This is a genomic window from Mycolicibacterium moriokaense, assembly GCF_010726085.1.
Classification (GTDB): Bacteria; Actinomycetota; Actinomycetes; order Mycobacteriales; family Mycobacteriaceae; genus Mycobacterium; species Mycobacterium moriokaense.
The window spans coordinates 4,630,680-4,654,148 of the sequence record NZ_AP022560.1 but is presented as its reverse complement, the minus strand read 5'-3'; the positions used below and the strand labels follow the sequence as shown (position 1 = coordinate 4,654,148).

Sequence of the window (23,469 nt, the reverse complement as noted above, 5' to 3'; positions counted from 1 at the left end):
CGATGCGGGGTGTTCAGTCACCTCTCTGCGACGCCGGGCTCGAACCTCATCAGTTGCGGCGGACCTTTGCGCAACGAGAGCCACCATGGACCCTCCATCGGCTGTTGGTCAGCGACGTTCGTCCATCGCGTTGTGAGTCGGATCAGCTGGTCCCAAGCTGGCTTACTGCCGACGTCGCCGTGCAGATGAACAACCTTCAATCGATGGGTGATCGCCAGGTCAGCTTCAACCGGTCGTGTTCGCAATCGCCGGTCGTTGGTGATCATGACCCAGCCGCGGTCTCCCACGATCGGTATCCAGTCGGTGTCGAGTATCCCTCGCGGCAACAGTTCCTCAACCGGTGTCCGGCTGAATCTCGCAGTGTCGCGGCGCACTGCAACCATCGCGTTGCCGAGACTGAGCAGGTTCTCGTCGACGACATACCGAACATCACCGATCGCTGCCGCCACCCGCTGCTCCGCTACCTAGGCCGCCGTGAGTCCGTACTTGTCGGTGTAGTCGAGCGCCTGTTGAACGTGATGCAGGCTCAGCCCGTAATCTGCAGCGAGATCTTCGGGCGGCACACCGCCCCTTGCCATTCCGGCAATGGTGACTGGTGACACGCGGCTACCGACGAAGGTCGGCTGGCCACTTAGGCGCGCTGGATTGATGACAATGTCAGGAAAATCCTTGTCGGCAGGAAGCTGGGCGATGATCTGCTCACCCTCGTCATCGTGCTCAAGAATGGCGACATCAGCCAGCCACTTCGCGTCACCTAGCAGGCGCTGCCCGGTGCGAACAATGACCTCTTCATCCGGCAGTCCAACCTCCTCACCACCGATAGTTACGTCGTGGTCATGAACGTCGAGATATGGCCTCATATGCGCAAGCGGGTAGGCGCTTCCGTATAGCCGGCGTAGACCTTCGACGGCGCCACGTAAGCGTGACGTGCGGACGTTCTCACGGTCGCGGAACTCGGCGAGCATCCGAACTTCGACGAATTCGCCCCAGGTGACCCAGTCAGTGTCGCGGGGCACGACCCGCAGGATGGGCTCGTAGGCCGTGCCGCTGCGTTCGTAGCCATTAAGCCACCGCTTTGCTGTGCCGCTGCGGAGTCCGATCAGACGGTCTACCTCGGCGTATACGTAGACCTCACGATCAAGCATTGAGGCGACGGACATGCGCGCAAGCATGACACACCCTATCGGCAGCGGACGACAGGTTTGCCGAGTCGTGTCATTGACCTAACCATTGGACTACAGTCCTAGCCCGTCTCGTCGATGCCGCTCGCACCGAACAGCGACCCCATCGAATCCAAGGCATCCCGTTGAACGGCCTCGATGACCTCGACATACGTTCCGGTTGTCACAGTGATTGAGCTGTGGCGCAAGATCTTTTGCACCGTCGCTGGCTGGACTCCCATAGTGAAGAGCAGCGTCGCACACGAGTGCCGGAGATCGTGGACCCTAAGTTGCGGCACATCCGCCTTCTCGCATAGGCGGTGGAACATGCGGTTGACGTTGCGCGGCTCCAAAGCGCCGCCCTGAGGAGTCGTGAACACCAAGCCGATGTCGCGCCACGTGGAGCCAGCGGCCAGGCGCTCCTCAAGCTGGCGCCGACGGTGGTTAGTCAGGATCGGCACGAGCGTCCGAGGTATTGGCAGAACTGCAACGGACCCTTCAGTTTTGACGTTCTCAAGCTTGAGTTGCCCGTCCACGCGGTGTAACGCTCGCCTGATTGTGATCCGCTCAGCGTCTAGGTCGACGTCGGACCATTGCAGCCCGAGCGCCTCACCGCGGCGAAGTCCCATCGACAATGCGACCGCCCACAGTGCGTAGAGGCGGGTGGCCTCAGCCGTCTTGAGGAAGCGCATCGCCTCGGCCCGCGTGAAAGAGCGCACTTTCCGGTCGTCGGTCACGCGCAACTGGACCAGTCGGGCTACGTTGCGACTCAGCACTTCTTCATCGACCGCATCCTGCAAAGCCGCCCGCAGCACGCGCAGAATGTGACGAATTGAGCTCGCAGACAACGTGTCATTGCAGCACTTGGCAGGTACGAGAGCGCAGCATCGTGCCTGTGACTTGCGCCCTCGCGCCGCATCCTTCCCCTGAGCGCAGCATTGGCATCGGGTCTGTAGTCCGGTCAACCAGGAACGAATGTGCGAGGCCTGCAGTGACTTAAGCTTTCGAGTGCCGATGCCGGGGATGATGTGCAGGCGTACGTCGCCCTCATACGTCGCGTACGTCGTGCGCCGTACGCTCGGTTCTGCGATGTGCTCAAGCCAATAGTTCATGTACTCAGCCACCGTCAACGTCGTTGTTGCAGTCGGTATGCCGCGTCGCTGTTGATCGAGAACCTTGCCCAGTTCGTCCAGGGCGGCGCGCTCGGTGTCGCCGTAAACGCTGATGCGCCTCCGTCGTCCATCTGGCGTGTCGACGAAGACCTTGGCTTCCCAGCGCCCATCAGCCCGCCGATACACGCCACCTTGGCCGTTCGCGTTGCGTCGCGCCTTACCACCATTAGCCATCACGCGGCTCCTTCAATCAAGCCGGAAAGATAGTCATCGAAAGATTGCCGCACGATCCGCCGGCACCTACCGATCTGTACTGACTTGACACGTCCGTCCCAGATGAGCCGGTAAACCATCCATCGACTGACTGCGAGACGATCCGCCGCCGCCTGCACGGTAATCAGCTCAGCACTGAATTCAGTATGCATCCGATCTCCTCTCCGTGTGAAGCAATCCGGAATGCGGCCATCGTCCATTTCGCATTGGTTCGTTGGGAGTGAGTTGTGCTGTGTACGAGGAATTTCCATGTGGTCGCGATGACGTGCCGAACGGGTCATGCGATCGGTTCTCTGGTGTGATCATGTTGACCAGTCCGGTGTTGGGGATTGGTCCTGCGTCCAGCGGTTCGCGCGGACGAGATGGCGATTTTCGATCATTCGGTGCGCTGCCGACACGACTAAAATACGTTCGCCGAGATTGCCCAGCCCGGCTCGATCGAATGCCCATTCCATTTCTTCGGCACCCTGTAGCGCCCGAGGACGTTCGTCGGTCGCGATGTCCGAGCGGTGGTGACGGTGCTCCCGGGTCCACTCAGCTCGGTGCTCGCGTAGCGCACCCATCGTGGTGGAGAAGAGCCGGGACTTGGTGGTGATGTGTCCACGAAAGCCGAGAGTGTGCAGCCAGCGGTCTATCCCCGAGTAGGCGCCGCGATCGGCTAGTTCGAGGATCGTAGTCAGAATCGCCCTCACATGTGTGGTGACGTCCAAGTCGGGAACGGCGAGGGGTGACATCCGTCGGATTCCAACACCAAAGTCGGCGACGGACTTGGTCACGTACTTGGCCAGGTAGGCCGCGACCGATCGACGCGACTGGCGAGGCATTGCCGCGTCGCAGTCGCTACTGCCAGAGTGCAACGGTCGCGCATCAGTCTGTGTGCCGAATTGTATTACCCTGCCGCCGATTTCAGAAGCTCTCGCGGGGTCGGCAACGGTGAGTGCGACGCCGCTTGCGGCCTGATGGATCAGAAGGGCCAGGTCGGTGGCTGTGATCGAGGAGTTGGGTGGTGTTGGGGGTTGGCCCGGCTCGGGCGGCTCGTCGAGGCGGATTACCGCATGGAAGTGCGGAATCGCGCGACGTTGCATCTCGGTCACCTTCACGAAGTTGATCCGGGCAGCAGTGGGGGATTCGCCGAGCGCGCGCAAGCGTCTACGCAAGAGTCGGCGCAGGGCTATGGTGAAGCGCCGCCACAGTTCAGGGGCATGCCAGGCGAACAGGACATGCCCCGTGTAGTCGTAACAGTCCTCGCAGAGAGGCTGACCGACGTGAGCATCGCCTTCATGGTGGATGGAGCTGCACCACAGAGGTCTCCCGTGCTGGCAGCGTTTACGGCCCTGATCGTGGCAGGGGCGAGCCTGGCCCCGCTGGCCGTCATCCCGTGTGGTGTGCACGGCCCCGAAGCTGGGCGCAGTCAACGTGACGAAGACCTGGGGGTGCTCGGCGACCGTTCGCGGCAGGTCGTGGTGGCCACCGTGCAGGCCGGCGTGTACGAGTTGCCAGGTGTCGCGGGCGTAGAGATCGGAGCAGGACGGGCAGGCGATTGCGCGTCGGTTGTTGCACCGGGTCCACACTCGATGCTCGCGACCCAAGCTGTTGGTTCCGATCAGACGGACCGGATTCGCGCAGAACCCAGCGTTCTCCGCGTTATCCCACCAGGTCTGGAAATCGCGAGAGGCGGCTCGCCGCACCATTTGTGCCACTACGCCCGAGGTGTCGGCCCTGGCGGGAAGGCCCGGCAGGGTCGGTACCGACACAGCTGAAGCGACGACATTGACTGGAGTGACGGTCATGGCTGACGATTCCCGTTCTCGGTGGGCCGAGGTAGCGCTCGTACGGGGGAGAAGCGGCTGGCGAGATCGTCGATGTCGGGATCGGTGACGTGGAAGGCGCGAACTCTGAGCGGTTCAGCGTTGCCGTCGATGCAGACGTAACCGACGCCGGGAGTGGAGGTGGAGATTCGGTCGCATAATGCGCCGGCGTCCCGGGCGGCAGTCCCGAGCACCATGGTCGTTTGGGTGGCTTCGCTCATTCGCAGTCCGATCCGGATGGAGAAGAGCTGCCGGAGAGGAAGGACGTCCTTGGAAGGGTCTTGTACCGCGGCAACCACCGAGATACCGACCGCGCGTCCCTGGGATAACAGCAGTCCGAGGAGCTGTTCCGCTTCGGCGCGCAGCTTTCGGTCACCGACATATGCGGTTAGAGAGGCGATTTCGTCGACAGCCAAGATGATTAGCGGTGCGGCGGCGGTGGGGGTGTGTAGGCGGGTCTTTCCCCGCAGCCGTTGCGCACGTTTCTGCATCACCGCGACGACAGCCCGCAGCAGTGCGAGCGTCTGTACGCCGTTGTCATGAGCAAGAGCGGTGAACATCGCCCGTCCGCGCCCGAACTCCATCCCGCCTTTGGGATCCACGACAGCTACGCGTACGCAGCCAGATCGCACCGCGGGGGCAATGGCGGCAATGATGGACCACAGCACCGAGCCCTTCCCGGAGCCGGTCGCGCCTGCGACCAAGATGTGCTGTCCCAGCAGCGGTAAGCTCCACCATTCACCTGCCTCGGTAACCCCGACGCACAGTCGGGACAGGTCTGTTGCAGCGTCGGCGGCGCGACGGGGAAGTCGGATCGGTGTCTCCAGTGGATCGCCGTGATGGGTGCTGACGCTGATCGAGCCCGGTCGGATCGAGCGAATGGTCACACGGCGAGCACTCAGCGCTTCGGCTAACGCGTCACCTCGGGATTGCCAGTCGGCCAACGACTGACCCGTGAGGATCCGGACCTCGAGAACGTCGCTCGTGGCACCGATCGTGACCGAGCGCAGACTCGGCACCATGACGTGACCGTCGAGGCCGGCGGTCAAGCCGCAGAGCTTGCAGACGGTGGCCCATCGTCCGCGATAGATACCCCATGTGCGCCACTGGATGCGCATGCGGACCGTCACCCACTCACGGAAGGTGTTGGGGGATAACAGGAACCAGCTGAATAGTGCGAAGGCTCCTAAGGCCGCCGCGAGTAGGCCGAAGAGCGGACCGTAATTGATGGCGATCCAGACGCTTGTGATGGTCGGAATGCTGATCATCGGAAACAGCACCGATGCCCATACCAGCGCGACCGTCGCTTTGGCGAAGGCTACGACGGCAACCATGACAGCGTCGTCGAAGTCCGATTCGTTGCGGCGAGAGCGGTTGGAGCGATGAGATCGTGAGTAACCAGTCATGACAGACCTCCGACAGGTTCGTGCGGATCAGGACGGGGATTGATGGTTCGGGGGGGGCGCAGCACCGCAGTGCTTGGGTGTTGCGGTGCTGCGCCCACTCGGCGACGGGGTTATGCGGCAGGCTTGCCTGTACCGCTGGGTATGCCGCTTGAAGGTGCGGTCCTGGGCGTGGCGATGACGCCTGCCAGTGGCGCACCTGAAGCGCGGATCGCCTCGGCACGGAACGCGACTCCGCTGCGACTGTCCTGGCTCCACGGCAAGGCAACCAAGCCCTCGATGTGGACCGGCTGGCCGACCGTCACATTCGGGTCGCCGGCAACCGTCACGGTGATGACGTCGCCGCCCGTGGAGTCCAGCGCCATCACTTGGACCTGCCACAGCGGCAGACTTGTCTCGCGATCCAGCTTCGGCTGGCCGGTGTCGAAAGCGATCCGCTGTTCGGGCGCTCGCGTGCACACAAACGACACACCGCCGGTGTCAATACGTAGCTTCATTCCAAATGTCCTTCCCTCTGTTGTCTCGCGACCGCTCGGCCGCGACCACCAGTTCAGGCGGACAACTCGGACATTCCCAGGGCATCAGTTGGACAAAGCGGACAGACGCCGGGACAACGCGGACACTCGGACGACAATCGCGCGCCAACTTCTGTGCTTTGGGCGTCGCTAATGCTGGCACCGCGCTCCTAGCATGAGCAGATCGAGAAGCTACCTGTTCCTAACCACGCACTGACGACGCGAATGAGCGAAAAGGGTTTCAGCGAAACCAGACTCGCAACAGCCGCCGGTGTCGACGTCAAGACGGTGGGCCGCTGGGTCAGGGGTGAATCACTGCCCCAAGCGGTCAACGCGCGCGCCACCGCCGACGCACTGGGCTGCGATCCGCAGACGCTTTGGCCAGACATCTTTCCCACCCTGTGCCCACCTGGTACCGGCACTGTCGCCGTCAGTGTGTACCGAAGCCGCGCGGACGTCCCTGTCGCCGTGTGGACCCAACTGTTCGGCGGCGCCGCCGAGCAGATCGACATCCTGGTCTACGGGGGCACCTTCCTCTTCGACGGCATTCCCAGGTTCTGCTCAATGCTCGCAGTCGCGGCCGAACGCGGAGTCGCCACTCGCTTCATCGTGGGTGATCCCGATTGCGCTGCGGTCAGCCAACGGGGGGACGAGGAGACGATTGGCTCAGTTCTGGCCGCTCGCTGCCAGATCACACTCGCACGACTGGCTTCACTCGCAGATGCCCCGGGCTTGGAGGTGCGCACACACGCCACACCGCTGTACACGTCGATGTTCCGCGCGGACAACACCCTGATTGCCAACCCGCACCTCTACGGTGCTCCTGCCAGCGACAATCCCGTCCTCTTTATTAGACGTGACGACGCGCCCGAGCTGTGGCGCGATCACCAAGTCTCTTTCGAACGGGTGTGGAACACCGCCCAACCATTACCCATCCACGCCTGAACTGCCGATTGGAGAACCGTATGGCCCGGACCGACTACTACAACGACCCCCACGCGCCAGCCGCAAACAGTGTGGTGCCCTCCACCACCGCCGTCGTCACCGATTCACATGATCGCATCGTGCTAATTCGCCGCCGCGACAATAATCTGTGGGCATTGCCGGGTGGCGCAATGGAATTGGGTGAATTCATCGTCGACGCTGCGGTTCGTGAAGTGAAAGAGGAAACCGGTCTCGACGTCGACATCACCGGACTCATCGGTGTCTACACAAGCCCCTGGCACGTGATGGCCTACGCCGACGGTGAAGTCCGTCAACAGTTCTCGCTGTGCTTCACCACCCGGCTTCTGGGCGGACAGTTGCGAGTCGATTCGGAAAGCACCGACATCGCTTGGACATTGCGAGGCGAACTCGATTCATTGGATATCCATCCGTCGATGCGGCTGCGCATTCAGCACTACTTCCAACACCGCAGTAGCCCATACCTCGGGTAGCCCCGCTTTGGGCCGTCTCTAACAGGCGGACGCACCAACCCGCGCTGCCGCCGCCAACAGGCTCGGAGCCGCCCGCCCGATCGCACGATGTACAGGATCGCCATTGGGGTATCGCGACAAAATCTCCGTAACCCGATCTTCAGCCCTTACAGGCGAGCCTTGTGGGCTAGTGGTCAAGTCGGCGCACGTCAGCACGTCCAGTAACAACGAGGAGGGTGCCGTGAACTCGGCTAGCGCGTCTAAGAGGCCGCGCTCCCGCGCCTCGAACACCGCGCCTGTGTGATAGGCCACGAGCGCCACCACCACCGCAGAGAAGCCCTCGTCGCGGACGAAGACTGCGCCGTCGATGGGGTGAAAACCCGTCGATCGAACTGATGGCGCATAGCCGACATCGTGAAGCCACGCGGCAGTCACCACCGCGTCGGCATCAACGGCGCCCAAGCCGACGACCAATCGCTCTGCCGTCGCCGCGACTCCGCGGACATGGGCCCACCGATGTGGCAGATCGGCCAGTGACCGCGCTCATCGAAAGTCCTCAGGTGTGCTCGTTGAAATTCCTCACCTGTGAGCAGCGGTCAGTGTAGTTGTTGGCGGGTGCCGGTGGTGGTGCGGCGCAGGGTTTCGGCGGCGGCCTGGTGGTCGCGGAGGCGGTAGGACTCGCCGTCGAGGTTGATGACCACCGAGCGGTGCAGCAGACGGTCGAGCATGGCTGCGGCGACGGTGGTGTCGCCGAGGATTTCGCCCCACGCACCCACCCCGCGGTTGGTGGTGATGACGATGCTGGTCTTCAAATACCGTTGGGACACAACCTGAAACAATGCGGAGGCAGCCTCGGCGGGCAGCGGTAAATACCCGAGTTCGTCGATAACCAGCAGGGTCGGTCCGGCGTAGAACCGCATCGTGGTGGCCCAGCGTCCCTCGATCGCGGCGCGGTGACACCGTGCGGCGAGGTCGGCGGCGGTCGTGAAGTATGTCCGGTAACCGGCGTGCGCGGCGGCGCGGGCCAATCCCACGGAGAGGTGGGTTTTGCCGGTGCCCGGTGGTCCGATTAACAAGATGTTGGTCGCTGATTGCAGGTAGCGGCAGGTGCCCAGTTCGTCGATGAGCTTGCGGTCGATGCCGGCGGCGGAATCGACATCGAAATCATCGAGGGTGGCCGGGGTGGGCAGGCAGGCGAACCGTAGCCGGCCCGCCAGTCGGCGGGCGGTGCTGGCTTCGACTTCCACGGCCAGCAGTCGCTCCAGGGCCACGGTCAGCGAGAGGTTCTCGGCGGCGGCCTGGTCCAAGACCGCGGGCAGGGCTTCGGCGGCCGCGGCCAGTTTGAGTTCGGCCAGATGCGAACGCAGCTGCTGATACCGCGACGCCGCCGCCGACGGCGACTCGTCGCCGGTGGTCGTGGTGGTGGTCTTTGGGGTGCGGGGTGTGGGGGTCATTGGATGGTCCTGTTCTGGGCGGCCCGCTCATAGGCGGACAGATCGATGACGGTGGAATCGGTTGACGGAGTTGACGTTTCAATTGCCGTGATGGGTAGCTGCCTGAGTTGAAGTAGTTGCGCGGCAGCGGCTTTGGCCGCCGGGCCGGGTGGGATGCGTTCCTTGCGGCGGTGTGGCCGTCCGGTCGCCGCGGTGGCCATCGCCGCGGTGTCCAGGGCGATGACATGACCGCTGTCACGCACCATCACCCCGAGCCCGTCGGCGGCCATTCGGTGCCGGGCGACCACGATCCCGCTCATGGTGGCGATATCGCAGAACTGACCACCGACCGGATGGCTGACCACCACTTGAGCAGTGGCGAGCTCCGGGGGCACCGAGTAGCGGTTGCCGCGGTAAGACACCAACGCCTGCCGCGACGCCGTGCGGGTCTCGGTCACGATCACCGGATATGGGGTTGCCGGCATAGGTTGCAGTGGCTCCGTTTTGGCCACCACCGCGACCGAGGACCGGCCATCAGCGGTGGCCCGCAACCGGGTGTCACCACGTACCCGCGCAAAGCGATCCAGGTCGACCTGGGCCGCCTCAACCGTCATATCGTCGGCCAGGGTGCGCCACCAACGTTGCGCGGCGGTGTGGTTGACCTTCTCCACCACGCCCTTGCGGTTGCCGCGCCGGGCCGGGCAGATCGCCACCGAGACGCCGTAGTGCTTGGCGACCCCGGCGAACGACGCGGTCACCCGGCCCGAGCCGGGATCGCAGACCGTGGCCATCCGGTCGAAGCGCCACACCCGCGTGCACCCTCCCAGGCCACGGCTCACCCGGTCCAGGCCGGCGACCAGATGCGGTTGATCCTCCGACGCCGCCAGGAAGCCGCGCCATTTCCCGGAATGAGCCAGTGATCCGACCAGCAGGTGTGCGGTCTTGCCCCAACCCCACGATGCCGGTGGATCGGGCAATTCCAGCCAGTCCCATTGAGTTTCGTCCCCCGGTGGGTGTGGGATGACGGCGTTCGGGCGCTGTGTGGCTGCGCGGCAGGCTTCACAGACCGGGCGCAGGTTCCGGGTGCGGATGTTGCGGGTCAGGCTCTGATACGACAGCCCGAAGCCCAGTTCCTCGAGTTCGTCGAACAGGGTGCGGGCCCACAGGTGTGGGTCCTCGGTCAGCCTCGCGGTGACGTAGTCGACGAACGGATCGAAGGGGTCCGGGCCGGGGCGGGCTCGCACCCCGGGCTGGCCGTCACCGGCCAGGTACTTGCGGACCGTCTTGCGGTCGAAGCCGGTGTGCCGGGCGATCGCCGAGATCGTCCAACCACGCTTGGCCAGGGCATGTAATTCCACATCGTCCTCCCATGTGAGCATGAGAAAGCGGGCCTCCTTCGGGCAGTACTGCAGGCGTCAGACACCAGCAGCATCGAAGGAGGCCCGCCCTTCTCGGCGGAGCCACACGGGTGGGGAATTTCGATGAGCGTCAGTGGGGAATTTCAGCGAGCGCGGTCACCAGTCGCTCCTCGGCGATCGCCCGTGCACGCGCCGTGTCAGTCACCACGATCAAAGTCTACGAGTAGTTCCGACATGGCATCGACATCAACTGTGCGAAAGATCTACGCCGCGGCGGCTCCCGTCCGCTGGCGCTCCCGTCCGCCACCACGGACCGAATGATCCCCCCTGGATTGAGGCTGTGAGAACTTTCTCTACTGTTATCAAGAACAGGTTCTCAGCCCATTTCGGGATCGCCGTGAGTGGCGTCCACAAAGCGGTCGATGGCCCTATCGATTCGATCCCGAGCGACTTCACCCGATATTCGCCCACTGCTGAACGCCGCCAAATTGGCAAGCCACACATCAGCGATCAGCCCCGCTAGTCGCTGGTTTCTGACCGTGGGCTCCCCGCCGCTCAAAGTCCTTGCCAGCAGGCCTTCAATGACGTCGATCGCTTCGTCTGTGGCCGTGGCGGCAGTGTGGTCGGCGAGGACGAAGGCGCGCGTCACCGCCTCGGTCAAGCGCGGGTCTTGTTGCCATTCGGCATGCAGACAGTCGACGAGCAAGCGAAGACGTTCGCGCGGCGTCGACGCGGTGACGGTCCAATCGCGGCTGTCTCCAAATTCTTGGAACTCGCGGGTCAACGCCGATACCAAGAGATGGATCTTGGAGGGGAAGTACCGGTAGAGCGTGCTGACGCCGATACCGACCTGCGCGGCCACGGCGCGAACCTGCACGGCCTCGTAACCGCCACTAACTGCCAGCATCATCGCCGCGTCTACTGCGCTATTACGGCGGTAGGTGTCGACACCGCAAAGGTCGGCCGCTCTATCGGGGCGGTGCCGTCTCACCTTGGGAGCCATGCTGCCAACGCCATGCTCAGTTGCTGTGATCACCAGTTGATCGGTGAGGCGTGCCGGTGAGCCGATGAAACAGGTCCTCGAATTCACTCACGTCACCGTGCGCAGCGAAATGATCGGCACCCACCGTCACGAAGACTGCGGTGGCGGTGAACCGGGTAATGCCATCGCGACTGACTCCCGTTCCGCTGACGTGAAGGGCACGTCCTTGGCGGCCGGTGATCTGGGCATTAATCCTGTGCGGTTCGTGCAACGGGACCGGTCGCAGATACTCCACTGTCAGACTGCGTGTCACCGCGGGCGTGCCGGCCACCCACAATGTGAAGCCCAGTACGTCGTCACAGGCTGTCGCTACCGCGCCGCCGTGCGCCAGTCCTGGTGCGCCGATATGGCGCTCATCGAACGTCACATCGCTGTAGACCTCGTCACCGTGGCGATAGACAACCAGCTGCAATCCATGCGAATTCGCGGGTCCGCACCCGGTACACGTCGGGGTATGCGGAGGCAGCAGTTGTGGCCCCGGATGTGCTGTGTCACTCATCGTCATCCCCTTGTTCCGCAACGTGATTCGCGATGTCGCCGGGCCCGCATCGGTACTGCAACGACTTTGGGTCGGCAGCTTCCGGACGAGCCAAGACCCTCCCGCGTAGACACGACGGCCATGCCTACTGACCAGGGTGTTCTCCGTAACCGCGGACACACCTACGAACAGTTTCGCTACGCTACTCTTGGTACCATATCTTCACGCCTGCTGGAAACGCCGCCTGCAGGTCCCAATTTCCGGAGGGGCAACCTAGTGAGCACTCAACCGGCGGCGTACGCAGACGACGATGATGACATCGACCCCCGCCGGATCAGGTCGCGTAACCGATTGCTCGACGCGGCGGCCACACTCCTCACCACCGGGGGAATCGAAGCCGTCACGATCGATGCGGTGACCAAAGCCTCCAAGGTCGCTCGCACTACCCTCTATCGGCATTTCACCAGCTCATCGCAATTGCTCGCGGCCACATTCGAGCGCCTGCTGCCGCACGTCACTGCACCGACACCCGACGAGGGGTCGTTGCGCGAGCGACTGATTGAAATACTCAGCCGACAGGCTGCACTTTTTGCCGAGGCGCCGATCCAGGTCACCACGCTGGCTTGGGTCGCCCTCGGGCCCACCGATCCTGCCGCTGACGGCACCGGAGACGAGCACAGCCCAGCTGGCAGCCTGCGTTCCCGGGTCGTCGAGCAGTACCGCAAACCGTTCGACGAGATCCTGTCGAGCGACCAGGCTCGCGAAGAACTTGACGATTTCGACCTCGAATTGGCTGAGTGCCAGCTCGTCGGTCCGCTGGTCTTCGCACGCATGACCGGACTCTGCGCCATCAGCCATGACCAGTGCGTCCGCATCGTCGACGACTTTCTTGCCGCGCACTCGCGCACGCGAACCGAAGCGTGACAGCGAACTTCTTGTAGAGCGGCGGCGTTTGTCTGCCGAGCGCCTCGTCGTGACCGGAACTGCGGGATTGTGGCGGGGTGGATCACGGCTGAGGCCGAGCTGGATTCTTGCTTGTGAATCCGTGCTTTCCCCGACCGCTGGCAAACTTGCATAGCTTTACGCTACTTGGTGTAGCAATACGCTATGTAGCGTTGCGCTACTACAAGTACACTTATGGAGTCCCGCTGTCCGCTATCCAGTGAGCCCGTCATATGAAAACCCCTGTCCGCGTGAGTCGTTCGTCGAATCGCGCCGCTGTTAGTCGCACGCTGAATCACTGGCGGCACCATCCGCCGTTACGAACGGCCGGGACCGTGACGCTGGCCCTGGTCGTAGTGGTGGTATCGACGGTCTACCTGCAATTTCGCGGTGAGTTCAGTCCGGCCATGCACTTGACCCTGGTGTCGGATCGCGCTGGGCTGGTCATGGAGCCCGGGGCAAAAGTGACCTATAACGGCGTCGAAATCGGCCGGGTCGCCGCGGTGCGCGCGATCCAGCAGGGCGACACCACCAAGGCGAAACTGTCCCTGGACGTCGCTCCAAAGTACATCGAGCTGATCCCGGCCAACGTGACCGCCGAGATCAAGGCCAGCACGGTATTCGGCAACAAGTATGTAGCTTTCCGTAGCCCGTCGAGACCGGCATCTGCGCGGGTGTCGAGCTCGCAGGTGATCGACGTGTCGCACGTGACGACCGAATTCAACACCCTGTTCGAAACCTTGATGTCGATCGCGCAGAAAGTCGATCCCGTCAAACTCAACCTCACTCTTGCGGCCACCGCCGAGGCACTGGACGGGCACGGCCTCGACTTCGGCCGATCGATCGTCGCGGGCAATGCTGTCCTCGACGACATCAACCCTCAGATGCCGCAGATCCGCGAAGACACCAGACGCCTTACCGACCTCGCCGACGTTTATGCCAAATCCTCGCCCGATTTTTGGAACTTCCTCAACAATGCAGCGACCACGGCAGGCACGGTCAATGAGCAGCGAGCCGATCTGGATGCGGCGCTGCTGGCTGCCGCGGGGTTTGGCGACACCGGCGCTGACGTCGTGGGGCGGGGAAGTCCCTACCTGGTGCGAGGTCTGGCCGACCTGGTGACGACGACGGACACCTTGAACACCTATAGCCCCGAATTTCTCTGCAGCATAAGAAATTATGCTGCGATCCTGCCGCAGACCGTTGAATCGGCAGGCGGCAACGGCTACTCAATTGACTTCCGTATCGGGCTCACCGGTGCGCCGAATCCGTACGTCTACCCCGACAACCTGCCCCGTTCCAATGCGCGAGGCGGCCCGGGCGGGGCCCCTGGATGTTGGCAGACAGTCACCAAGGATTTCTGGCCCGCCCCGTACCTGGTGGCCGATACCGGCGCATCGTTGGCTCCCTACAATCACCTCGAACTTGGGCAGCCATTGCTTACCGAATATGTGTGGGGGCGCCAGGTCGGTGAAAACACCATCAATCCCTAGGACGGCCGGCCTGCGGACCGACCGGCGCACGACCATGTCGAAGCGGCCGTCAGCGGCCTCGATACGCAGAAGCGCGAGAGTCCAATGGAACTGGGAGCGAGCGACACTGGGCAGCGCGCAGCCGCCTCAGGAAACGGTTCGCCGCCTGACTCGTAAGGGCATCGAGACCGGTCCTCGCAGTGAAGGATTGGTACCCCAGCGCACTGGTCCAGCGAGCTCCAGGCCGTCGAGTTCGTCCAGCAGATGGTCGACCGCTGTGATCACTTCGAGTCGTGCGAGATGAGCGCCAAGACAAAAATGAAGTCCATGGCCGAATGCCAGGTGCCCGGTCGTGTCGCGATGAGGGTCGAACCGATCGGGGTCGCTGAACTTCGCCGGGTCTCGGTTCGCCGAGGCGTAGAAGAGCAACGCCTTTGCACCCTTAGGGATCAGCGTGTCGCCGATCCGATAGGGCGCGGTAGCGGTTCTGGTGACCCACTGCACCGGCGAGCCCCAACGCGCGGTCTCCTCGACCGCAGGGCGAAGCAGGCTGCGGTCGGCTTTCAACGTCAGGAAGAACTCGCGGTCTTCGGCGAGCCTGACGAGCAGCATGCCCAAAAGGTTCGTGGTGGTCTCGTTGCCGGCGACCAGAAGTATGAGCGCGTAGAAGAAAGCTTCCTGATCGCTGAGCTCGCCGGATTCTTTGGCTGCCTGCAACCAACCCAAGAGATCGTCTGCCGACGTGCTGGACCGCCGGCCCATCTCGATGTCTATGAAGCTGCGCATCTGCACGTAGGACTGAAGTAGTGAACCGACGTATCGCATGACCTCGTGCACCGACCGCGGTCCGAATAGTCTCGCGAACTTGTTGGATACGGCGCGGAAGGCCGGCCACTGAGGATGGGGAATACCCAAGATTGTGGCAATGACGTTGATGGGCATGGGGATCGTCAGCGCCGCGACCATGTCAATGACGTCACCGTCTCGCAGTGGCCTGATCGCCTCATCGGACAACGCGCGAATATCTGTGGCCAGAGTCTGTACCGAACGCTTGCTGAACATGGGCGCGGTCAGATGCCGCAGGCGGGTGTGATCGGGTGGGTCTGTGGTGAGTACAGCACTGGTGACAAACGACCGCAGCATGATGCCGTCCCTCGACGAGAACACCTCATTGTTGCGAACGGCCTTGTGCACGTCCTCGTAGCGCCCCATCATCCAGACGCCGAGCCGCTCGTTGACGACCACCGGATGCTCACGAATGCGCAGCAGCTCGGGATAGGGGTCGGCGATGTTCTCGGCGAGCGTCGGATCGAATGTGGTTCGTGGCACCGACTTCGGCGCCGATGCAGTGCGTGGGCGCCGTAGATCGCGGTAAGCCCCTGTCGCAACCGGACGCCACAGATCAGTGACGGAGCTGCGAGTTGCAGAAAGCACCGCGCGTGGTGGGGGCCGTAGAAGATCCGTCGACATAACATGACGTTAGGCCGGTCGCAATGGCTCGATAATGACAGAATCAGACAGACATTTGATATTTTCAGACACATGCCTAGTCCGATGGCCCCGGTGTGGGACGTGGCGCGATCCTCGGCGCCGGGTCGACACATCTTGGAGACCGCGGTACACCACGGCCTCGATCCTGAAATCTGCTTGTCTGGAACAGGACTCACGTCGCAGGGGTTGAGGGACCCGAGCAGCGAGATGCATGCGAGTCAGGAACTGACGATGATTCGCAACCTGATCGGCCGACTCGGCGATCAACCGGGACTGGGTACGGAAACCGGTGCGCGCTACAACTTCGCCGACATGGGCATTCTAGGTTATGCACTGATTTCGAGTCCCACCGTCGGGGACGCGATAGAGGTCGCCTGCCGGTACGCCGCACTCAGTACGGTCTACCTGAGTCTGGCCGCACCAGAACTCAACAACACCGAAGCGGTCATCGGTCTTGATAACGCCCAGGTTCCTCCCGATGTGCGGAGGTTTCTGCTCGAACGCGATTTTGCAATGTTCCTGCAGATCTTGCCGCCGCTCATGCGTGGCGTTGACGCGCCGATCGCGATGCGACTGGAGGTGGCGGATCTGCAGCTGCCGGCAAGTCTGGTGGAGATCGACAACGTGACGGTCACTGTGGAGAACGCGGTGCGCAACGCCCTGATTGTCCCGGCTGATCTGGTGAGCCAACCGATGCCCGCGCCAGAACCCCAGACTGCGGCGATCTGTATCCGCCAGTGCGAGGAGTTATTGAACCGTCGACGAACCCGTCGTGGCGTCTCAGCCTCGGTGCGGATGCGGATGATCCAAGATTCGACCCAGATCCCATCCATGGCAACCATCGCGAGGGAACTCTGCATCACCGATCGCACGTTGCACCGTCACTTGGCGGGAGAGGGAACCAGCTACCGCGCACTCGCAGACGAGGTTCGCGCAGCGCTGGCCGCCGAGCTGTTGAGTTCGGGACTCACTGTCGAGGAAACTGCACGCCGACTTGGCTATTCCGAGACGGCCGCATTCACTCGCGCCCATATTCGGTGGAATGGGCGCCCACCCAGTGAGTCCAAGCGCCGTGGGCGGTCAACGGCTCAACCGTGATGTGAGGGCAAGCTGCATGCTCACGCGCCGACGTCGACTGTCGGGCGGTATTGCGACGGTGCCGCAGTCCTCGGTCTAGTGGCGAGACGTTGTGGCCACCAGCTCCGTTCGCGCAGCAACGTAGCGATGGCGGGTACGGTCAGCGTCCGGACCAGGAAAGTATCCAACAACAGTCCGCAGCCAATGATGAGGCCAGTCTCGATCATGATCGCGACCGAGCCGATCATCAAGCCGAACATGCTCGCGGCGAAGATCAGGCCGGCGGAGGTGATGACCGAGCCTGTGGTGGCGACCGTCCGTAGAACGCCGATACGCAGATTGCTGCCGCTCTCCTCGCGCAGTCGCGATACCAGCAACATGTTGTAGTCGGCACCGACTGCGACCAGAATGATGAAGGCTAATAGCGGTACAGGCCAGGCGATTTCATGACCGAGTATCCATTGGAAAACGATGACTCCGATGCCGAGTGAGGCGAGGTAGTTCAGCACGACGGTGCCAAGGAGATACAGCGGCGCTACGAGCGCGCGCAATAGCACCACCAGGATGAGTCCGACGATGACCAGGGTGGCGATGGCGAGTTGGATGAAGTCGGACGAGAGTAGGCGCTGGATATCAGAATTGACCGCGGGGAATCCGGCGACAGAGATCGTGGCGTTCGCCAGCGAGGTGTTCGGCCTGGCTCCATCGGCGACTTGGGTCATCTGGCGGGCAAGGTCCATCGCTTCGACGCTGTAGGGATCGTTGCTGGTCTCCACTGCGAATCGCGCCGTTTTCCCATCGGGTGACAGGAACTGCTTTGCGACGTCGGCGAATTGGCGGTTCGCAAAGGCGTCTGCGGGCAGGTAGAAGCCGGACGCGGCATCCGACCCCGCCGACGCGCGAGACGAGTTCTGAAGCTGGGTGGCGATTTGGCTCATACCGGATAGCATCTCAATATTGCTGTCCGCCAGCGTCTTTACCCCATCGGCCAGCGCGCGCGAACCGGAGGCGAGCTGGCTGATGCCGTCTTGTAGCCGGGTGATGTTAGCCGCGAGATCCGCGGGCTTTCCCAGCGCGCCGAATGCCTTGTTCATGGCATTGACGGCAGTCTGAACGTCGGCGATGGTGCCGGTTACGGTGGCGTTGGTGGCGGGGTCGTAGCGGTCACCCAGCGCGGCGACCTGGGAGAAGAATCCGTTGTTTCTCAGAGCAACCAGGATCTGGACCTGGTCGCGGATTTGAGCGCACTGGGGAGTTGTGACGCACCAGGGTGACCCATTGAGCAGGTCAACGAGCGGGTTCAGGGTGTCGATGGCGCCTTGTGTGCGTTCGGCCAGCGGGCGGATGCCTGGGCCGGCTTGTATTGCGTTGTCGATACTGGGGCTGGTCGCTGAGAGTTGGTGCAGAAGTGGGGCAAACCGTTGGAAGTCCTGGCCGGCGGACTGTGCTTGGGTGAGCACTGGGCCTAATGGTTTCAGTGCGGTCCGTACAGACGTGTCGAGCTGCGCAAGTCCGTTGGCCAGTTGGTTGGCTCCATCGGTGAGCTTGGCGAGGTCACCGCGGCGGGAATTACCATCGGCGACGGCACCGGCCATCTTGTCGCCGATTTGCCTGTTTTGCCACGATAATTGCGCTTGGTCAAGGCGGGTGCCTGCCGGACGGGTGACTCCGGATATCTTGACCACGCCGGGGATCTGGGAGATGCGCGATGCCATTTCGTCGAGGTCGGCCAGCCCTTTCCCGGTGCGCATGTCGACGGGGTTTTCGACCACCAGGAACTCGGTGATGACGACGTCTTTGCGAAAGTGTCGGTCGAGGAGCTGGTAGCCCTCATTGCTAGCCGTGGTGGGAGGTTGTCCTTTTCGGTCGTCGTAGCTGATCTTCATCGTGGCAGCTGCACCGGAAAGAGCCAAGAGGATCACCAAGCTAGCAACGAGCAACGGCCGAGGGTGACGCACGACCGCCACAGCGACGCTGTTCCAGTACCGGCGGGTGCGGTCGGGCTTGGGTTCCCCGATACCGCGTCGGGCCGCCAACGCCAACACCGGCGGCAACAGTGTCACCGTAGCCAGAAAGCCCACAAGTACGGCAACCGCGCACGCTGGTCCCAATCCGGCGAACACGCTCAGCGTGGCGAAGACCATGGCCAGAAAAGCCAGGGCGACAGTCGCTGCCGACGCGAAGATCACTCGTCCGATGCTGGCCGTCGCGTGAATGACAGCGAGATCGGCAGGGGCACCGGCGCGCCGCTGTTCGTGGTACCGGCTGATCAAAAAGACTGTGTAATCGGTTCCTGCGCCGAGAAGGATCGCGGTCATGAATGCCACGGTGAACTGCGAAACCGGCATGCCAAGCTGCCCGAATGCGGACAAGACACCACGGCCGACGGCCAGACTCAGCCCGATGACTAGCAAGGGCAATAACGCGGTAAACAACGACCGGTAGACCATCAGCAGGATCAACGCGATCAACCCGGCCGTTGCGATCGAGATGAACAGCAAATCGTGTTCGGCAGAAGCGATTTGGTCACTGAAGGTTGCCGGGGGACCGGTCACGCGGACGGTGATGTCCGACCCGTCGAAGGCGCGTTGGGCGGTGGCGCGGACTGCCTGCACCGATTCCGCTGCAGTGGGATCACCCAGAGTCCCGGCCACCCCCACCGGTAGGAACCACGCTTTGCCGTCTGCGCTGACGGCTTGTGCCTTCATCACGGGATCGGCCAGCAAGTCCTGCACCAGCAGCACGTGGGCGTGATCGGCTCTAAGGCGCTCGACGAGCCTCGAGTATCGATCCCGCGCCTGCTGCGTCAGCCCAGCGGGGCTTTCCATGGCGACGAACAGCATCGTCTTCGACCCTTGCTCGCCGAACGCAGCGCTCATGCGGTCAACAGTCTGGAATGACGGCACGTCCCGGGGAATGAGGTCGACCGACTGTTGCCGCACAACGGTTTCGAGCTGTGGGAACAACAGCGCTAGCACCACTGCAATGGCGAGCCACCCACCGATCACGAGCGCCTTGTGGTGAACCGTGAAGGCGGCAAGCCTGGCCAGCCGCGCACTGTATTCCGGCGACGCTGCGGGGTCGGCAAGACGGGAGCGTCGAGAAACGGTCCCGACACCGTGGAGATCATCAGCCACCGTCACGCCCCCTCAAGAGTGGAACTATCGGTATAGCACCGATACTAACGGTTTCCTATTTGCCCGCGCGACCCCCGGGGCAAACGGCGGCTATCTCGGCAACCCGGCTCCGAATCATCGAATCAATTTGCAGCACCGTTAGTTTCGTCATCGACCAGGTCATGGCGAACGACGCGTACACGTCCATGCGGGAGGCAAGCCATGTAGCCATGCCGTTTGCCGTACAGCTCCCACGCCGTCTCGTGACTGTCGGGATCGACATCGATGCAATGCCCGCGGGAGAAGCCCATATGCAGCGCACCCTCGTCATCGCACCAGGCCCGTGTGCACACTGCGCCGGCCAAATCGAGTAGTGGACGCTCCTGAGCCGACACCCGGGCGGGATCGATAAGCACTTCTTCGGACGGATGCGACCCGATCGCCGGCAAGGTCAGCCTCATGGGCCGCGCGATGACGAGTTCGTTGTAGTCGTCGAGACTCAGAACCAGGCCTTCTCGCAACGAAACTCGCTGGACGGTGCGCTGTTCGATCCACTGCGTATGCATGTCGGTCTCCTGTTCAACACTCCGATGTGTCGTATTTATGGTACTGCTAGTATCGGAGCGATACCAGAAGGCCCTATTTTGCAGCTCGTGGGTGCGGCGGTGGTGCTGTGCATTTTTGCTGCGACGGGCACGGCGGGCAACTTCGAGCAAACGAGTCGTTGGGGACCATTCGTCAAGGGGTGCGTTCCTTGTCGTATCCCGCAGCGACCGCGCTATTGGCGTTCGGCATTCTCGTGACCTGGCCGACCGTCGCTCACATCAGCACGCGCCCCTGGGCGTCGCATGTCCTGGTGACTGCATGCCACGACCCGGCCGAGCTTGAACGTGCCCGACAAGCCCTCCCTCTAGCTCGTTTTAGATGACCTCGTCGAGGAAATCGATTACCGCTTCTGAGAACGCGTCGTTGTCGTCTCCGGCGATCATGTGACCCGCGTTGGTCACGTCTACCGTGCGCGCGTGCGGCACGAGGTCGACGAAGTCGTTCACTGTCTTCTCCGACACCACGTCGGACAACAGCCCCCGCACGAGAAGCGTAGGAGCAGATACCTGCCGTGCGCCGTCGACCAACAACATGCTCATCCGGTCGAACTCCGCTGCGCCCTCATCTGGATTACCTTGCAGGAAGTTAAAATTCGATGCCACGAAGGCCGGATCCCACCGCCATACCCAACGGTCGTCGTCGCGCTGCTGCAAGACCTTCCGTAGTCCGTCGAGGCTGCTTGGCTTCGATCTGTGTGGGTTGTACGCGGCGATAACCTCGGCGGCAGACTCAAGATCGGCGAAACCGTCGGGGTGCGCCGCCATGAATGCGACGACGCGCCGTGCGCCCTGCATCTCCATGCGTGGAGTGATGTCCACCAGGACCACGGCGTCCCACAGGTCAGGTGATGCGAGTAGGTGAGTGCCCAGGATCGTCAGACCGCCGAGGGAAGCTCCAATGGCCACAACAGGGTGCCCACCTGCCGCGTGCGAACGCACCGCGAGCAGGTCACCGCCGAGTCGATCAAGGTCATAGCGGCCATCCGGGTCCCAGTCACTGTCCCCGTGTCCGCGCGCATCGTAGGCCGCCGCGAGGTAGCCGCGTGCGTGTAAGCGCTGCGCTGTCGCATCCCACGCGTGACGGCTTTGGCCTCCTCCGTGTAGCAGCAATACGGCTGCCCGCGGCTTCGCGCACGGATACAGGTCGACCGCTAAGGAGACTCCGTCGGTGGTGGGCACTCGCTGGAGACGGGGTCTCACCCTGCGCCGCTTTCCGAGTTCGGGGGTCATCACGAGGCCGACTTCTGAGCCACAACAGTCACAGTGCCCTGGGCAGCGCACACAGCCCGCCCGTCGTTGGTGATATCGATTCTCGCGACACCGCTGCTCTTCCCGAGCGAGATGATCTCGGCTACCGCGACGCACGTGCCGCTGGACACCGGTCGGAGTAGGTTCAGCTTGAATTCGGTTGTTGCGACCCAGGATCCGGCAGGAATGACGGGATAGAACACGACGCCGAGACAGTGGTCAACGAGCGCCGACAGACAGCCACCGTGCAACGAGCCGAAGGGCGTCTTCAAGTCGTCCCGGGCGTCCATCTCGACGACGAGGCGTCCCGCTGAGAAATCGGTATGACGAAATCCTAAGTAGCCAGCCAGGCCGCCGGCCGTCAACGCCGCCCCTTTTAACTGGTCGGCGACCTGCGCGTCGAATGCGGCGAAGTTCGCGGACATGTTCACCTCTCCTCGGTGTGGGGCCTGGTGTTTGAGACACTACGCCTGACTTGTTACATCACGTTGCGTCTTGGCTAGAGACGATTGCGGGTAGAAGAAGACGTTGCAGATAGGTGCGCAGTCCGTCTCTGCTTCGATCCCTTGGGCCACGAACGGTGAGCAGACTCAGCACAGTGCGAAGTATCCATTCCGCGGCGTCATCAACGGAGACCCCGGGCGCCAACTGGTTCCAGTGCGTCGCGAAGAGAGGCCGAAGAAACTCGGTGACGAGTTCGAAAAGCATGGTCGATTTTCCCTCGGCAAGACCCACACCCGCGAGTTCACGATCGCTGCCGAATAGGACTCCGATGATGGGCCTTCGGCGGGCCGCAATCACAGTGTGATCGATGAAATCAACGATCGCAGAACCTAAGTCACTGTGGCCGGACAACCGCGGTTCCATCCGGCGTAGGTATTCTTCGGTGGCGCGAATGATGACCCCAGAGATCACGGCCTCGCGACTCGCGAAGTACCGGTAAACGGTCGCCCGTGACACACCGGCATTTCTGGCGATGTCCTCCATGGTGGTGCCTGCGAGACCCTGCACCTCAAGGCAGCGCTCAGCGGCGTCGAGCAATCGGTCGCGCCCTGATCTCCCATCCGCCGCAGCGAACGCGCCCCAGCGCAATGACTTTGTCGCCACGTGATCAGTATGCACACCACTCAGCACTACGCGATCAACTATGCAACAGAATTTCTAATCTGTCTCAGATGAACGGCAACCCCTGGGCCCCTGAAAGGGGCCCCGCCCGACCACGAGCGTGGTTGTTCGCGGCACCGTTCTCTGCTGGGACCAGCCCGTCGAGCACCCAACGTCGCCACCGGGCTGGACGGCCGCTACGAGCGCCGGAAGGAAGCGGTGGGATAACCATCAATCGAGCCCAGGAGTTCGCCCTGCGTTTTTCTGTGCCCATAAATAGCGGTCTGAGGCGGCCAATCGCCCCGTAAGCCGACCTTCGCCCACCTACGCCGAGACGCCTGTTGTCACGAGACCCCGGCGGCGGTCGCGACGCGCAGCTGGTCGGCTGCCACCCTCCATTTCCGAAGTGTCTGGCCC

At 62.8% G+C, this 23,469-nt stretch carries 24 protein-coding genes; 6 read left to right on the top strand and 18 right to left on the bottom strand.

Annotation, left to right across the window (positions count from 1 at the left end):
* Positions 1 to 17 precede the first annotated feature (17 nt).
* From G6N43_RS22895 to G6N43_RS22865, 7 genes are all read right to left on the bottom strand, one after another.
* Positions 18 to 449 (bottom strand): PIN-like domain-containing protein, encoded by a 432-nt coding sequence (locus G6N43_RS22895; protein WP_083157053.1) that lies wholly within the window; start codon positions 447 to 449, stop codon positions 18 to 20.
* Positions 450 to 464: 15 nt separating this feature from the next.
* Complete coding sequence (locus tag G6N43_RS22890; protein WP_083157052.1) at positions 465 to 1,172, bottom strand: DUF433 domain-containing protein; 708 nt, start codon at positions 1,170 to 1,172, stop codon at positions 465 to 467.
* Positions 1,173 to 1,243: 71 nt separating this feature from the next.
* A complete protein-coding gene (locus tag G6N43_RS22885) occupies positions 1,244 to 2,506 on the bottom strand; it encodes a tyrosine-type recombinase/integrase (protein WP_133056591.1) in 1,263 nt (420 codons plus the stop codon).
* Entirely contained in the window at positions 2,506 to 2,697 is a 192-nt protein-coding gene (locus G6N43_RS22880) for an excisionase family DNA-binding protein (protein WP_110810540.1), read from the bottom strand. Before G6N43_RS22880 ends, G6N43_RS22885 begins: the two co-directional genes overlap by 1 nt.
* A gap of 150 nt (positions 2,698 to 2,847) precedes the next feature.
* Positions 2,848 to 4,335, bottom strand: coding sequence for a replication initiator (locus tag G6N43_RS22875; RefSeq protein WP_083157049.1), 1,488 nt, complete (start codon positions 4,333 to 4,335; stop codon positions 2,848 to 2,850).
* On the bottom strand, positions 4,332 to 5,759 hold the full coding sequence (locus G6N43_RS22870; protein ID WP_083157048.1) for an FtsK/SpoIIIE domain-containing protein: 1,428 nt from the start codon (positions 5,757 to 5,759) through the stop codon (positions 4,332 to 4,334). Before G6N43_RS22870 ends, G6N43_RS22875 begins: the two co-directional genes overlap by 4 nt.
* A 110-nt stretch (positions 5,760 to 5,869) precedes the next feature.
* Positions 5,870 to 6,253, bottom strand: a complete 384-nt coding sequence (locus tag G6N43_RS22865; protein WP_083157047.1) for an SCO3933 family regulatory protein — start codon at positions 6,251 to 6,253, stop codon at positions 5,870 to 5,872.
* A 243-nt stretch (positions 6,254 to 6,496) separates the two neighbouring features.
* On the opposite strand from G6N43_RS22865, the gene G6N43_RS22860 reads away from it, so the two are divergent.
* Positions 6,497 to 7,216 carry a helix-turn-helix domain-containing protein gene (locus G6N43_RS22860; protein ID WP_083157046.1) on the top strand — a complete coding sequence of 240 codons (720 nt, stop codon included), beginning with the start codon at positions 6,497 to 6,499 and terminating at the stop codon, positions 7,214 to 7,216.
* A gap of 20 nt (positions 7,217 to 7,236) precedes the next feature.
* Complete coding sequence (locus G6N43_RS22855; RefSeq protein WP_083157045.1) at positions 7,237 to 7,707, top strand: NUDIX domain-containing protein; 471 nt, start codon at positions 7,237 to 7,239, stop codon at positions 7,705 to 7,707.
* 18 nt (positions 7,708 to 7,725) lie between these two features.
* On the opposite strand, the gene G6N43_RS22850 is transcribed toward G6N43_RS22855, so the two are convergent.
* The gene (locus G6N43_RS22850) at positions 7,726 to 8,148 is read right to left on the bottom strand and encodes an HD domain-containing protein (protein ID WP_234810289.1); all 423 of its coding nucleotides are present in this window, start codon (positions 8,146 to 8,148) and stop codon (positions 7,726 to 7,728) included.
* Between G6N43_RS22850 and G6N43_RS30895 the strand changes: the two genes are divergently transcribed.
* Positions 8,101 to 8,223 carry a hypothetical protein gene (locus tag G6N43_RS30895; protein WP_263991968.1) on the top strand — a complete coding sequence of 41 codons (123 nt, stop codon included), beginning with the start codon at positions 8,101 to 8,103 and terminating at the stop codon, positions 8,221 to 8,223. The genes G6N43_RS22850 and G6N43_RS30895 overlap by 48 nt on opposite strands.
* Positions 8,224 to 8,282: 59 nt before the next feature.
* Here G6N43_RS30895 and istB read toward each other — a convergent pair whose 3' ends face one another.
* The 4 genes from istB to G6N43_RS22830 all read right to left on the bottom strand — a co-directional run bounded on the left by istB (position 8,283) and on the right by G6N43_RS22830 (position 12,018).
* Positions 8,283 to 9,140, bottom strand: coding sequence for an IS21-like element helper ATPase IstB (gene istB, locus G6N43_RS22845; protein ID WP_083157898.1), 858 nt, complete (start codon positions 9,138 to 9,140; stop codon positions 8,283 to 8,285).
* Positions 9,137 to 10,498, bottom strand: coding sequence for a Mu transposase domain-containing protein (locus G6N43_RS22840; protein ID WP_163658056.1), 1,362 nt, complete (start codon positions 10,496 to 10,498; stop codon positions 9,137 to 9,139). The genes istB and G6N43_RS22840 overlap by 4 nt, the downstream gene beginning before the upstream one ends.
* 355 nt (positions 10,499 to 10,853) lie before the next feature.
* On the bottom strand, positions 10,854 to 11,567 hold the full coding sequence (locus tag G6N43_RS22835; protein WP_234810038.1) for a TetR/AcrR family transcriptional regulator: 714 nt from the start codon (positions 11,565 to 11,567) through the stop codon (positions 10,854 to 10,856).
* Positions 11,497 to 12,018: a PaaI family thioesterase gene (locus tag G6N43_RS22830; protein ID WP_083150431.1), complete on the bottom strand. Its 522-nt coding sequence runs from the start codon at positions 12,016 to 12,018 to the stop codon at positions 11,497 to 11,499. The genes G6N43_RS22835 and G6N43_RS22830 overlap by 71 nt, the downstream gene beginning before the upstream one ends.
* A gap of 255 nt (positions 12,019 to 12,273) precedes the next feature.
* Here G6N43_RS22830 and G6N43_RS22825 point away from each other — a divergent pair, with 255 nt between their 5' ends.
* On the top strand, positions 12,274 to 12,921 hold the full coding sequence (locus G6N43_RS22825) for a TetR/AcrR family transcriptional regulator (protein WP_234810052.1): 648 nt from the start codon (positions 12,274 to 12,276) through the stop codon (positions 12,919 to 12,921).
* Between the two features lie 353 nt (positions 12,922 to 13,274).
* Positions 13,275 to 14,432: an MCE family protein gene (locus G6N43_RS22820; RefSeq protein WP_234810039.1), complete on the top strand. Its 1,158-nt coding sequence runs from the start codon at positions 13,275 to 13,277 to the stop codon at positions 14,430 to 14,432.
* Positions 14,433 to 14,558: 126 nt separating this feature from the next.
* Here the strand turns inward: G6N43_RS22820 and G6N43_RS22815 are convergent, their stop codons facing one another.
* On the bottom strand, positions 14,559 to 15,740 hold the full coding sequence (locus G6N43_RS22815) for a cytochrome P450 (RefSeq protein ID WP_234810040.1): 1,182 nt from the start codon (positions 15,738 to 15,740) through the stop codon (positions 14,559 to 14,561).
* Between the two features lie 144 nt (positions 15,741 to 15,884).
* On the opposite strand from G6N43_RS22815, the gene G6N43_RS22810 reads away from it, so the two are divergent.
* Entirely contained in the window at positions 15,885 to 17,000 is a 1,116-nt protein-coding gene (locus G6N43_RS22810) for an AraC family transcriptional regulator (RefSeq protein ID WP_083150262.1), read from the top strand.
* Positions 17,001 to 17,020: 20 nt separating this feature from the next.
* Here the strand turns inward: G6N43_RS22810 and G6N43_RS22805 are convergent, their stop codons facing one another.
* The 5 genes from G6N43_RS22805 to G6N43_RS22785 form a co-directional block, all read right to left on the bottom strand.
* A complete protein-coding gene (locus G6N43_RS22805) occupies positions 17,021 to 20,116 on the bottom strand; it encodes an MMPL/RND family transporter (protein ID WP_234810041.1) in 3,096 nt (1,031 codons plus the stop codon).
* A 122-nt stretch (positions 20,117 to 20,238) separates the two neighbouring features.
* The gene (locus G6N43_RS22800) at positions 20,239 to 20,661 is read right to left on the bottom strand and encodes a DUF6188 family protein (protein WP_083150264.1); all 423 of its coding nucleotides are present in this window, start codon (positions 20,659 to 20,661) and stop codon (positions 20,239 to 20,241) included.
* Positions 20,662 to 21,015: 354 nt separating this feature from the next.
* On the bottom strand, positions 21,016 to 21,930 hold the full coding sequence (locus G6N43_RS22795) for an alpha/beta fold hydrolase (RefSeq protein WP_083150432.1): 915 nt from the start codon (positions 21,928 to 21,930) through the stop codon (positions 21,016 to 21,018).
* Entirely contained in the window at positions 21,930 to 22,373 is a 444-nt protein-coding gene (locus G6N43_RS22790) for a PaaI family thioesterase (protein WP_083150433.1), read from the bottom strand. The genes G6N43_RS22795 and G6N43_RS22790 overlap by 1 nt, the downstream gene beginning before the upstream one ends.
* 58 nt (positions 22,374 to 22,431) lie before the next feature.
* On the bottom strand, positions 22,432 to 23,055 hold the full coding sequence (locus tag G6N43_RS22785) for a TetR/AcrR family transcriptional regulator (RefSeq protein WP_370581713.1): 624 nt from the start codon (positions 23,053 to 23,055) through the stop codon (positions 22,432 to 22,434).
* Positions 23,056 to 23,469 lie beyond the last annotated feature (414 nt).